At 57.9% G+C, this 12,397-nt stretch carries 9 protein-coding genes; all 9 read left to right on the top strand.

What is annotated here, in order from left to right:
- Window positions 1–6 precede the first annotated feature (6 nt).
- The 9 genes from rfbA to BFD71_RS28585 all read left to right on the top strand — a co-directional run bounded on the left by rfbA (window position 7) and on the right by BFD71_RS28585 (window position 12,379).
- Window positions 7–900 (top strand): glucose-1-phosphate thymidylyltransferase RfbA, encoded by an 894-nt coding sequence (gene rfbA, locus BFD71_RS28625; protein WP_069267682.1) that lies wholly within the window; start codon window positions 7–9, stop codon window positions 898–900.
- Entirely contained in the window at window positions 885–1,436 is a 552-nt protein-coding gene (rfbC, locus tag BFD71_RS28620; RefSeq protein ID WP_069267681.1) for a dTDP-4-dehydrorhamnose 3,5-epimerase, read from the top strand. The genes rfbA and rfbC overlap by 16 nt, the downstream gene beginning before the upstream one ends.
- A gap of 7 nt (window positions 1,437–1,443) precedes the next feature.
- Window positions 1,444–2,328, top strand: a complete 885-nt coding sequence (gene rfbD / locus BFD71_RS28615; protein ID WP_069267680.1) for a dTDP-4-dehydrorhamnose reductase — start codon at window positions 1,444–1,446, stop codon at window positions 2,326–2,328.
- A gap of 88 nt (window positions 2,329–2,416) precedes the next feature.
- Window positions 2,417–3,622: a sulfotransferase family 2 domain-containing protein gene (locus BFD71_RS28610; protein WP_141710828.1), complete on the top strand. Its 1,206-nt coding sequence runs from the start codon at window positions 2,417–2,419 to the stop codon at window positions 3,620–3,622.
- A 208-nt stretch (window positions 3,623–3,830) separates the two neighbouring features.
- Window positions 3,831–5,276: a mannose-1-phosphate guanylyltransferase/mannose-6-phosphate isomerase gene (locus BFD71_RS28605; RefSeq protein WP_069267678.1), complete on the top strand. Its 1,446-nt coding sequence runs from the start codon at window positions 3,831–3,833 to the stop codon at window positions 5,274–5,276.
- Window positions 5,276–6,070, top strand: a complete 795-nt coding sequence (locus tag BFD71_RS28600; protein ID WP_069267677.1) for an ABC transporter permease — start codon at window positions 5,276–5,278, stop codon at window positions 6,068–6,070. The genes BFD71_RS28605 and BFD71_RS28600 overlap by 1 nt, the downstream gene beginning before the upstream one ends.
- On the top strand, window positions 6,070–7,290 hold the full coding sequence (locus tag BFD71_RS28595; protein WP_069267676.1) for an ABC transporter ATP-binding protein: 1,221 nt from the start codon (window positions 6,070–6,072) through the stop codon (window positions 7,288–7,290). The genes BFD71_RS28600 and BFD71_RS28595 overlap by 1 nt, the downstream gene beginning before the upstream one ends.
- Window positions 7,290–8,735 (top strand): class I SAM-dependent methyltransferase, encoded by a 1,446-nt coding sequence (locus BFD71_RS39480; protein ID WP_083245524.1) that lies wholly within the window; start codon window positions 7,290–7,292, stop codon window positions 8,733–8,735. The genes BFD71_RS28595 and BFD71_RS39480 overlap by 1 nt, the downstream gene beginning before the upstream one ends.
- Entirely contained in the window at window positions 8,735–12,379 is a 3,645-nt protein-coding gene (locus tag BFD71_RS28585; RefSeq protein WP_069267675.1) for a glycosyltransferase family 4 protein, read from the top strand. Before BFD71_RS39480 ends, BFD71_RS28585 begins: the two co-directional genes overlap by 1 nt.
- The last annotated feature ends 18 nt before the right edge of the window (window positions 12,380–12,397 follow it).

Genomic DNA, 12,397 nt, shown 5'->3' with positions numbered 1-12,397 from the left:
AAGGCGATGGCACGTAAAGGCATCATTCTCGCGGGTGGCTCCGGAACGCGGCTGTATCCGATCACGCACGTCGTGTCGAAACAGCTGCTGCCGGTGTACGACAAACCGATGATCTACTACCCGCTGTCGACGATGATGATGGCGGGCATTCGGGACGTGTTGATCATCTCGACGCCGCAGGACACGCCGCGCTTCGAGGCGATGCTCGGCGACGGCAGCCAGTGGGGGATGAATATCCAGTACGCGGTGCAGCCGTCGCCCGACGGACTCGCGCAGGCGTTCATCATTGGCAAGGATTTCATCGGCAACGATCCGTCGGCGCTGATCCTTGGCGACAATATTTTCTACGGACATGATCTCGCAAAGCAGCTCGAGCATGCTAACGGGCAAGAGACCGGCGCGACGGTGTTCGCCTATCACGTGCACGATCCTGAGCGTTATGGCGTGGTCGAATTCGATCAGTCGTTCCGTGCGATATCGATCGAAGAGAAGCCCGCGAAGCCGCGTTCGAACTATGCGGTCACGGGGCTGTATTTCTACGACAACCGCGTGTGCGATATCGCCTCCGACATCAAGCCTTCGGCGCGCGGCGAGCTCGAAATCACCGATGTGAATTCGCGCTATCTTGCTGACGGCGCGCTCAGTGTCGAGATCATGGGGCGTGGGTACGCCTGGCTCGATACCGGTACGCACGATTCGCTGATCGAAGCGGCGACCTTCATTGCGACGCTGCAGAAGCGCCAGGGTCTCGTGGTTGCGTGTCCCGAGGAGATCGCGTATCGCAAGCAGTGGATCGATGCGGAGCAGGTGTTGAAGCTTGCAAAGCCGCTGGCGAAGAACAGCTACGGGCAGTACCTCCAGAACATTCTCACTCATCAGGTTGCATGGCTATCCAGGTAACGGCGACGGCACTGCCCGAAGTCAAGATCATTGAGCCCAAGGTGTTCGGTGACGCTCGCGGGTTCTTCTACGAGAGCTTCAACGCGCGCGAGTTCGCCGAGCACGTGGAGCAGGGCGTCGAATTCGTGCAGGACAACCACTCGCGTTCGTCGCGAGGGGTGCTGCGCGGGCTGCACTATCAGATCGAGCATGCGCAGGGGAAGCTCGTGCGTGTGGTCGAAGGTAAAGTGTTCGACGTGGTGGTCGACGTCCGCAAAAGCTCGCCGCGGTTTGGCAAGTGGGTTGGCGTGAATCTGTCGGTCGACAATCATCGCCAGCTGTGGGTGCCGCCGGGTTTTGCGCATGGCTTTGTCGTGTTGTCGGAGTCCGCGCAGTTCCTGTACAAGACGACCGACTACTGGTACCCGGAGCACGAGCGCAGCATCATCTGGAACGATGCGGACATCGGCATCGAATGGCCGATCGAAGGCGAGCCGGTGCTGGCGGCGAAGGACGCAGCCGGCGTGCGTCTGGCCGAAGCCGTACTCTACGCTTGAGGCTGTTATGAGTCGGGAAATGACGATCCTCGTGACGGGCGTGAACGGCCAGGTTGGATTCGAATTGCTGCGCTCGCTGCAGGGGCTTGGCCGCGTGGTGCCGTGCGACAGGTCGACGCTCGATCTCTCCGATCTAGAGCGTGTGCGAGCCTTCGTACGGGACCTGAAGCCGTCGCTCGTTGTGAATCCGGCTGCGTATACGGCGGTGGACAAGGCCGAGACCGATACCGAGGCTGCACGACGCTTGAACGTCGACGTGCCGCGCGTATTCGCGGAAGAGGCTGCGCGTGCCGGTGGCTCGTTCATCCACTATTCGACCGACTACGTGTATGACGGTGCGAAATCGAGCGCGTACGTGGAAACCGACGCAACGAATCCTCAGAACGTGTATGGGGAAACGAAGCTAGAAGGCGAACGTGCGATTGCGGCGACGGGATGCGCGCACCTGATCCTGCGTACGAGCTGGGTGTACGGCCGGCGCGGTAAGAATTTCTTGCAGACGATGCTGAAGCTGGGCAGCGAGCGGAAAGAATTGCGAGTCGTTGCGGACCAGATCGGCGCGCCGACCTGGGCGAAGACGATTGCGGCTGCGACGTCGCACATCGTCGCGCAAGGTGCAGCGGCAGACGACATCGACTGGTGGGTGTGTCGTTCCGGCGTCTACCATCTGACGTCGGCCGGAGCGACGTCGTGGCACCGCTTTGCTGAAGCGATATTCGCGGCTGCGATGGGCGTGGATGCGCCGACGGTCTTGCCGATTCCCGCAAGCGACTATCCGACGCCTGCGAAGCGGCCGGCCAATTCGAGAATGTCGCTGGACAAGCTGACTGAGGTGTTCGGTTTGCGGATGCCGGATTGGCAAGATGCGCTGCAGTTGTGTTTGGCTGAGTAGATTAGACAGCAGTTTGAGAAGGTTGCGGTAATGGAAGCATGTGCGAGTCCAACAGAAGAACCGCGGCGTTCATTTTCGATTTGTGACGATGTATATGAATCCTGTTTATTTTCTCCATATCCCTAAAACGGGAGGCTCTTCGCTCATATCCTATCTGGAGGATCAGTTTGACACGGGCGAAGTTTGTCCGGCGCAGGTGCTGGAGGAGTTGTACGCACTGCCCGCGGGGGCTATGGACCGATATAGGTTGTTTCGCGGGCATCACTGGTACGGCTTGGGGGGGTACGATGCGCGAGCGTTGACCTATATCACGATGCTGCGAGACCCAGTTCAGCGGACTGTTTCGTGGTATCTGCACGCCCGCCGTCATGCAGATACGTATCGCCATCAGCAAATGAATGATGAACGATGGTCGCTGCTTGACTTTGCTCGAGATCCGCATACGAACTGGGATATCGTCAATACGCAGACTCTCTTTTTGGCAGCCGACTTTGACTTCGAGAAGCTGACCCGTGATCCAGTTGGTTATGGGCGCGCGGCTGTACAGGAATTTGCTGCACGCAGGCATGACCGGACACTGCTGGATCGTGCCAAAAGACGGCTTGAATCGTTTGCATTTTTTGGAATCACTGAGCGCATGCGTGATTCCATGAGTCTTCTTGTTCACTCGATGGGATTTTCTCCCGAATATTCCATTCCACAACTCAATACAGCATCAGACCGCCCGGGAACCCATACCCTTTCAGCGGAGGAGCTCGAAGCGATCAATGAGTTGATCCCGCTGGACCAGGAACTCTACGCTTGGGGTTGCCAACTATTCGAAGACCGCTTGGGTGGCATGATGCGCTCTCTGCTGACCGAGCGCTTTGAGCGATCTGACGAATTGGTCAAAAAGTCTTGGCATGTGCCAATTCATGAGCGGGCGAGGACCCAGATCGAGGTGGCGGTGCAAGGTGCTCCGTCAGAAATTGCCGTGGAGGAATCTTTCTCCGTTCGCGTGCGGTTGTCCAACCGGTCCCGCTACCAGTTGTCCAGTCGCGCGCCGAATCCGGTGCATGTTTCGTATCACTGGTTTGATGCCCAGCGTTCGCAGGTTGTGGTGTTCGACGGTGAGCGAACGAGGCTGCATGCATCGTTGATGCCGGGTGAAGAGAAAGAAATGCAGGCGTCTATCGTGGCGCCATCCGCTGGTGGGCGGTACGTTCTACGTGTGACCCTGGTGCAGGAAGGTATCGCCTGGCTCGATCATGGCAATTCCAGTGCCTTTGGGGATGTCGGGATTACCGTTAGGTAAAGCTGGCTTTCAGCGATGACAGGTCCCTGCCAAGTGGATTCTATTTAGGGGCCGATTATTACCAAGCGTTGCAGGCGACTGGAGTTCGCCAGCTATAATTCTTGCCCAACCCGGTTGGCCTGATCGGCTGACACCACGTTGGCGGCGCATCGATATGACTGGCGAAGGACTTCCTTCGCCAACGGATACTAAATTTGGAGTGAGTGTGATGTTAATTCCCGTCATCCTGTCCGGTGGTGCTGGCACGCGACTTTGGCCAGTTTCCCGCGAAGGGCACCCCAAACCGTTCATGAAACTCGCCGATGGTGAGAGCCTGCTCCTGAAAACGTACCGCCGGGCGGCTGCGGTGGTTGGCGGCGATGCGCAATCACAATGCGGAGAGATCTTGACGGTCACCAACCGCGATTACTACTTCATGAGCAAGGACGAATTCTCCAGCGCGAAGCTCGGTGAACTTCAGTCCGGCACGTTCATGCTTGAGCCTATGGGCCGGAACACTGCCCCCGCCGCGGCAATGGCAGCGCGCTACGTGGCGGAAAAGTACGGCCGCGACGCATTGATGCTGGTTCTCGCGGCCGATCACCTCGTTCAGGACCAAGCAGGGTTCGCCGCGGCCGTTGCGAGTGCAGTCGAATTAGCGAATCGAGGCAAGCTGGTCACGTTCGGCATCGTGCCGACGAGTCCGGATACCGGTTTCGGCTACATCGAAGCAGGAGAGAAAATCGGAGACGGCCGCACGGCGCTGCGCTTCGTCGAGAAGCCGGACGCGGTGAAGGCCGCGGAATACGTCGCCGCGGGCAACTACCTGTGGAACTCGGGCATGTTTTGTTTCAAGGCAGGCGTCATTCTGGACGAGATGGCTCGTTCTGCCCCGGACGTCGCAGCGGCGACCGACGCATGCTGGGCGGCGTTGCAGGCGAGCAAGCCGTCGGCGCAGATGCTCGAAATTCCTGCCGAGTCGTTCCAGGCGGTGCCGGACATTTCGATTGACTATGCAGTGATGGAGCGCTCGCCGAACGTGGCGGTGGTGCCGTCCACGTTTGGTTGGAGCGATATCGGCTCGTGGGGGGCGATTCGCGATCTGGTCGCTCCGGACGAGGACAGTAACCGTGCCGTCGGCGATGCAATCTTTGTCGATAGCCACAACACCTATGTGCAGAGCCCGGATCGTCTGGTGGCAGCGGTCGGCGTTGCCGACTTGATGATCATCGATACGCCGGATGCCTTGCTGGTCGCGAATCCGGATCGCGCGCAGGACGTGAAGCAGGTCGTGGCGCGCCTGAAGAAGCAGAATCACGATGCATACAAACTGCATCGCACCGTGAGCCGCCCGTGGGGGACTTACACGGTGCTGGAAGAAGGCCCGCGTTTCAAAATCAAGCGCATCGAGGTCAAGCCTGGTGCAAGCTTGAGCCTGCAGATGCACCATCACCGCAGCGAACACTGGATCGTTGTGTGCGGGATGGCCAAAGTCGTCAACGGTGATAAGGAAATCTTCGTTCACACCAACGAGTCGACTTACATTCCTGCCGGGCACAAGCATCGCCTCGAAAACCCGGGCGTGCTGGACCTCGTGATGATTGAAGTCCAGAGCGGCGAATATTTGGGCGAAGACGACATCGTTCGCTTCCAGGACGTCTACGGGCGGACTTGATGCTAGGGATGCTGAGAGCCCTTTGGGCCTATCGAGGCTTCATTGTCGGCAGTGTGAAGCGGGAGTTTCAGTCCAAGTACCGCAACTCGTTGCTGGGTGCTGCCTGGACGGTGCTCAATCCGCTTGCGATGATCGTCGTTTATACGGTGATCTTCGCGCGGGTCATGCATGCACGGCTGCCTGGCGTGGATAGCAATTTTGCATACAGCATCCATTTGTGTGCCGGTGTCCTGCCTTGGGGCATGTTCGTCGAAATCGTCAGTCGCGCACAGAACACGTTCATCGAAAACGCGAACATGATCAAGAAGCTGAGCTTCCCCCGGTTGTGCTTGCCGGTGATCGTGGTGGTCAATTCGCTCGTCAATTTCTTGATCGTGTTCGGATTGTTCACGGCGTTCCTGTTGATCACGGGTAATTTCCCTGGCGTAGTGTTTCTTGCGGTCATTCCCCTGCTGGTCCTGCTGACATTGTTCGGTATTGGCCTTGGCATTACGTTGGGCGTACTGAACGTGTTTTTCCGTGATGTCGGGCAGTTCTTCAATATTGTGCTGAACTTCTGGTTCTGGCTGACCCCGATCGTCTACTCGGTAGACATTTTGCCGAAGCAAATCCAGTCCGGAATGCAGTTCAACCCGATGGCGCCGCTGGTCGAGTCTTTCCAGGTCGTAATGATGCAATCCAAATGGCCTGACTGGCCACAGCTCTGGTTCGTTACCGTCCTGGGCATTGCGTTGTGCCTTGCAGGCTTCAGCTTGTTTCGGAAACGTGCAGGCGAAATGGTGGATGAACTCTGATGGGCACCATTACGGTTACTAATCTTGGCAAGGCCTACAAGCAGTACCCGACACGCTGGTCGCGTCTCGTCGAGTGGATGGATCCGCGCGGCAAGCCGCATCACACTCCGCACTGGGTGCTGCAGGACGTGAACTTCTCCGTTCGTTCCGGTGAAGCGCTAGGCATCATCGGTATCAACGGTGCAGGCAAGAGCACCTTGTTGAAAATGATTGTCGGCACCACGCAGCCGACCGTCGGCAGCGTGAGCATGACAGGGCGTGTCGCTGCGTTGCTGGAGTTGGGCATGGGGTTCCATCCCGACTTCACCGGGCGCCAGAACGCCATGATGGCTGGGCAGTTGCTGGGTTACAGCGTAGAAGAGATTCTTTCGCTGATGCCGGAAATCGAGGCGTTCGCAGAGATCGGCGAATATATCGATCAGCCGGTGCGGGTGTATTCGAGCGGTATGCAGGTGCGTCTCGCCTTCAGTGTGGCGACGGCCCGGCGGCCGGACGTGCTGATCGTCGATGAGGCACTCTCGGTCGGCGACGCTTATTTCCAGCACAAAAGCTTTGATCGCATTCGGGAGTTTCGCAAGCAGGGCACGACGTTGCTTATCGTCGCGCATGACAAGGCGGCAATTCAGGCGATCTGCGATCGCGCCATTCTGCTGAATGCAGGGCGTCTGGAGATGGAAGGGCCGCCTGAGGCGGTCATGGACTACTACAACGCGATGCTCGCAGAGCGCAAGAATCACGAGGTCAAGCAGGAGACGCTCGAAGACGGAACGGTGCAAACCGTTTCGGGAACAGGCGAAGCCGTGATCGAGGAGGTTGCACTGCTGGACGCATCGGGGCAACCCATCGAGGTCGCAGGAGTCGGGCAACCGGTCGCACTGCGAGTCAAGGTCAAATGCGTGCATGCGATTCCCGAACTGGTGGTCGGGTACATGATCAAGGATCGCCTAGGGCAGACGGTGTTCGGAACGAACACCTATCACCTGAAGCAGGTGTTGGTCGATCTGGCCGCTGGCCAGTCGCTAGAACTGAATTTCGAATTCATGGCCAATCTTGGCGTGGGGAGTTATTCGGTCGCTGTGGCGCTGCATACCGGGAATGTCCATCTCGCCAATAACTATCAATGGCGCGATCGTGCGTTGGTGTTCAACGTCGTCAACGTGAAGATGGACGATTTTGTCGGAGTGGCGTGGCTGCAGACGACGGTGAGGAGCGTGTCGTAGTGGATAGTTTCTATCGTGCGTTTGAAGATCGGTACCGGGGCTCGCGCGAGCTGATCAAAAGTCGGCTGGCGAAATACGTGCCGTTCTTCCAGCCGCTGGCGTCGCTGTATCCTGGGGCGAAAACCTTCGACCTGGGTTGCGGCCGTGGAGAGTGGCTGGAGCTCATGAGCGAAGCCGGCTTCGCCCCGACGGGCGCGGACCTGGATGCGGACATGCTGGAAGCCTGTCGGGAGCGCAATCTGCCAGCGATTCAGGGCGATGCGATCGAGCATCTTGCGTCGCTCGAATCGGGTAGTTGCGCGTTGATTTCGGCCTTCCACGTCGTCGAGCACGTGAGCTTCGAGCAATTGCGCAGGATCGTCGGCGAGGCGTTGCGCGTGCTCTTGCCTGGCGGCCTGTTGATTCTCGAGACGCCGAATCCGGAGAATCTCGCAGTGGCGACGTCCAATTTTTTCCTGGATCCGTCGCACCAGAAGCCTATCCCCGCGTTGCTGCTTTCGTTTGTGGCAGAACATGCCGGGTTCGATCGCGTCAAGGTGGTCCGTTTGCAGGAGTCCCCGGAACTTCGCAACGCTGCCGCGCAGATTCATCTGCTGGATGTCGTGGGTGGAGCGAGCCCTGACTATGCGATTGTGGCGCAGAAAGATGCGGGCTCGACGCAGGGGGCGTTTGACGATGCCTTTGCTGCGGACTACGGTCTGACACTCGCTGCATTGGCTGATCGTTACGACGCGAAGCTCGAATCGAGCATTGCACGCATCTTCCCGATGGGTGATCGGCTTCAGTCCGTCGAGGGGCGGTTGGGAATTGCCGAGGGGCGATTGCAGCTCGCCGAAGGGCGACTGCAGCTCGCCGAGGAACGATTCCAGTTTGCCGATGAGCAGCGTGCACGTTCGGAGCGCTTGCTGCAAGACATGGAGTCCCGGGCACTTCGGGCGGAAGACCTTGCGAGACAAGCGAGCACTCAGGTCGTCGAAGAGCAACTGCATCATGCTGAGGACCGGTATCAGTTACTCGAGGCGCAACTGGAACGCACCGAGGCGATGCTGCGCGACGCTGAAGCCCGAGTCCAGCAGGCAAACGCCCACTTGCAGGCCGTCTATCGCAGCACGTCATGGCACGTCACCGCGCCCATGAGGTGGGTAAGCCTTGGCTTGCGTGGCAAGGCATTGGCGCCGGCAAGGCAGGCAGTCAAATCGACGCTCCAGAGCGGCGCGCGCTATGCGAGCAGCCGACCCTGGTTGCGTCAGCTAGCAGTAACCGTGCTGAATCGAATGCCGCGAGCGAAAGCTCGCCTTGTGCCTATCGTGGCAGCGTCAATGTTCACCCAACCTGTCGACACCAACATTGGGTCCATTCGTGTTGAGGATCTGGATGAACATGCAAATCGTATTCACGCCACTCTGATTGCCGAATTCGATAGATCGCAGCGGGAGAAGAATTGATGCGCATTGTTATCGACATGCAGGGTGCGCAGACCGAGAGTCGATTCCGTGGAATTGGCCGCTATGTGCTGGGGTTCGCCAAGGGAGTGGCGCGTACCCGAGGCAAGCATGAAGTCATCCTTGCCCTGAACGGTATGATGCGCGAATCCATTGAGGCGATTCGCGCGGAGTTCGAAGGGCTGCTGCCTCAGGAGAATATTCGGGTTTGGCACGCGCTGGGTCCCGTAGAGGAAGTCAGCGACGCGAATATAACCCGTCGTGAGATCGCTGAACTCAGTTGGGAAGCATTTCTGTCGAGTCTGAGGCCGGATGTTGTCCATGTAGGTAGCCTTTTTGAAGGCGTGACCGGATATGGGGTATCCAGCATTGGTCAGTTCGATCAGATCGCGCCGGTCACCATAACGTTGCATGACCTGATTCCGCTTGTTCATGCAAAGCGATATCTTGAGCCTCATCCGGTCACATCTCGGCATTACTATCGAAAGCTTGGCTACCTGAAAAAGGCAGCCAGGCTGTTGACGAATTCCGAATTCTCCAGGCAAGAGGGTATCGAATATCTGGATTATCCGGCTGACCAAATCGTTGCAGTCTCTTCCGCGATTGAGGATTCCTTTAAGCCCAGGTCCGTCGATGCTCTGGAGGCGGGGCGTCTGCGCCAGAAGTTTGGCATCAACGGCGCTTTCCTGCTGTATACGGGGGGGGCGGACGAACGCAAGAATCTTCCTCGTTTGATAGAGGCCTATGCGTCCCTGGCGCAGGGTATTCGTGCCGATGTGCAGCTAGTGCTTGTCGGCAAGATTCCAGAAGAAGTTGTGGCCGAATTGCGTAATCACGCAGATCAGGCGGGCGTGACGGAGTCAGAGCTTAAGTTTGCGGGTTTCGTGAGTGACGACGATCTGCATTCTCTGTACGCAATCTGTGACGCATTTGTATTCCCGTCGTGGCACGAAGGGTTTGGCCTTCCCGCGCTTGAAGCAATGGCCTGCGGAGTCCCGGTAATTTGTGCGAGTGCAGGCAGCTTGCCGGAAGTCATGGGGTGGGATGATGCGATGTTTGACCCGATGGATGTCCCGGCCATGTCCAGAAAAATCGCTCAGGTACTGACCGATACAGACTTTCGCGAGAAGTTGCGTGAGCATGGTCTTGTGCAGTCGAAGAAGTTTTCCTGGGATGCAGTCGGTCGCAGAGCGATTGCCGAATGGGAGAAAATCGAGCGACCTTGCAGCAAGACATGGTTCGAGCAATCACGTGAGCAGGAGCGCCTGTTCGAGCTGGTCGCAGCTAAGGTCGCTCGAGCGAATGCATCGGATATGCTCGTGCCGCTCGCCGCTTGCCTTGCGCAGAACCAGAAGACCGGATACGTTCGCCAAATATTGGTCGATGTTTCGGAGTTCTGCAAGAATGACGCAGGCACGGGAGTGCAGCGGGTCGTTCGGAGTTATCTGCGCTGTCTGCTGAACGATCCGCCTAAGGATTATCGGATCGAGCCCGTCTACGCGACGCTCGACGGCGGGTATCGGTACGCGCGCCGGTTTACCCAGGAATTCCTTGGGGCGTCAGTCGATGATGCGGTCAAGGATACCAACGTGCAGTGGCAGCGCGGTGACGTCTTTCTGGGGCTCGATATGCAGCATTCGGTCCAGATCGCGCACGCGCAATTTTATCAACAACTCAGAAGGCAAGGGGTTTGGGTCAAATTCCTGCTTTATGATTTGCTGCCCATCGAGTTTCCAGAATATTTCTTTGATCCGAACTTAAAGGCGCTGCATGAAAGACTGCTGGCGGTGATGGCATCGACGGATGGCGCGATATGTATATCGAAGGCGACATCCGACGCACTGCAGAACTGGATTCGAGAAAACGAAATACCGAGGTCTCAGAATTTCGAGAGATCATGGGTGCATATTGGCGTTGATTTTCCAGAGGTAGTGGAAGGCGCATTGCCGCCAGATGCCGGTGGCGTAATTGCAGCGATGCAAGGCCGCCCGAGTTTCCTGTGTGTATCGACGATCGAGCCGCGAAAGAGGCAGGTTCAGATACTGGAGGCCGTTGATGCGCTGTGGTCGGCAGGACATGACGTGTGCGTAACGTTTGTGGGCCGCCTCGGATGGAAGATGGACGCTTTTGCGGAACAGATGCGCACTCATCCCGAGTTCGGCAAACGTCTGTTCTGGCTGGCCGGGATCGACGACAACTATCTGGTCAGTCTGTACAAAGCCGCGAGCGGGTTGATTGCTGCAAGTATCAATGAGGGCTTCGGCCTCTCGTTGATCGAGGCGGCATACTACGGACTTCCTGTCATTGCGCGTGACGTTCCGGTATTTCGCGAAGTGGCGGGCGAAGGGGCCTACTATTTCAACGGGGACTCGGCCGGCGAGTTGAGCACGGCGTTGATTCAATGGCTCGAACTGTACAAGACAGGTTCGTACCCAAAACCGTCGAGCATTTCGTGGTCGACCTGGGACGAAAGCGCCCAGGAGCTGAAGTCCCGTCTTCTCGATGGGGCGGCGACTACTCGCCAACTGCTCGTAGACATTTCTGAATTGGTCCAGCGCGATGCCAGGAGCGGTATTCAACGGGTCGTGCGCAGTATTCTCCGGGAATGGCAGAAGAAGTCTCCCGAGGGATATCGCGTGGAACCCGTCTATGCGACGGCGGACCAGCCCTATCGGTACGCTCGGAAATATATGGCTCGCTTTCTGGGTGGAGACGACAGCCGAGTGAACGACGAACCGATGGAATACGGTGTCGGCGACATTTTCCTCGGGCTGGATCTCGCGCCGGCGGTCGCACCGCACTATGCCGATTTTTATCAGCGTCTGCGTGAGCAGGGTGTGCGAGTCAAGTTTGTTGTTTATGATCTCCTGCCGCTGAGAGACAACCATTTCGAGCAACACGTCGTCGATCACTATGTGCGTTGGTTGGACGTGGTGGCTCAAAGTGACGGAGCGATCTGCATTTCGAAAGCGGTTGCCGATGAACTTGATACGTGGATGGCGGAGCGGAAGGTAACGCGGCAGCGTCCATTTAGCTTGAACTGGTTCCATCTCGGGGCGGATATTGAGAATTCCGTTCCGACGAAGGGAATGCCAAACGATGCGGCGAGCGTATTGACGAATCTCGACGCGCGTCCGAGCTTCCTGATGGTAGGAACGTTGGAGCCACGCAAGGGGCATGCTCAGGTACTCGATGCATTCGAGCAATTGTGGGCGACAGGTCTCGACGCCAATCTCGTCATTGTCGGCAAGCAAGGGTGGATGATGGACGCTTTGGCGAACCGCATTCGCTCGCACACTGAGCGGGACAGCAGGTTGTTCTGGCTGGAGAGTATCAGCGACGAGTATCTCGAGAAGGTGTACGGGGCGAGCGATTGTCTGATTGCCGCTTCCTCCGGCGAGGGCTTCGGACTTCCTTTGATTGAAGCGGCACGGCATGGAGTGCCGATCATGGCGCGCGACATTCCGGTCTTCAGGGAGGTAGCGGGCGAGCACGCCTGGTACTTCAAGGCGGACGCAGCGTCGCAACTTGCCGCTGCGGTTCGCGAATGGATTGCAGGTAAGGAGGCCGGAACCATCCCAATGCCGACCGACATGCCGTTCTTGTCGTGGGAGCAGAGTGCAATGATGCTCGCACAGAACGTGTAGTCAAAAGAATCTTGGAGT

Source organism: Paraburkholderia nodosa (assembly GCF_001718195.1).
Taxonomy (GTDB): Bacteria; Pseudomonadota; Gammaproteobacteria; order Burkholderiales; family Burkholderiaceae; genus Paraburkholderia; species Paraburkholderia nodosa_A.
This window is presented reverse-complemented; position numbering and strand designations above follow the sequence as displayed.

Bases quoted from the DNA above. Each gene is read 5' to 3' on its own strand.
- BFD71_RS28610 (WP_141710828.1), top strand. From the start codon at position 2,417: ATGTATATGAATCCTGTTTATTTTCTCCATATCCCTAAAACGGGAGGC.
- rfbD (WP_069267680.1), top strand. From the start codon at position 1,444: ATGAGTCGGGAAATGACGATCCTCGTGACGGGCGTGAACGGCCAGGTT.
- rfbC (WP_069267681.1), top strand. From the start codon at position 885: ATGGCTATCCAGGTAACGGCGACGGCACTGCCCGAAGTCAAGATCATT.
- BFD71_RS28605 (WP_069267678.1), top strand. From the start codon at position 3,831: ATGTTAATTCCCGTCATCCTGTCCGGTGGTGCTGGCACGCGACTTTGG.
- BFD71_RS28600 (WP_069267677.1), top strand. From the start codon at position 5,276: ATGCTAGGGATGCTGAGAGCCCTTTGGGCCTATCGAGGCTTCATTGTC.
- BFD71_RS28595 (WP_069267676.1), top strand. From the start codon at position 6,070: ATGGGCACCATTACGGTTACTAATCTTGGCAAGGCCTACAAGCAGTAC.
- BFD71_RS28585 (WP_069267675.1), top strand. From the start codon at position 8,735: ATGCGCATTGTTATCGACATGCAGGGTGCGCAGACCGAGAGTCGATTC.
- rfbA (WP_069267682.1), top strand. From the start codon at position 7: ATGGCACGTAAAGGCATCATTCTCGCGGGTGGCTCCGGAACGCGGCTG.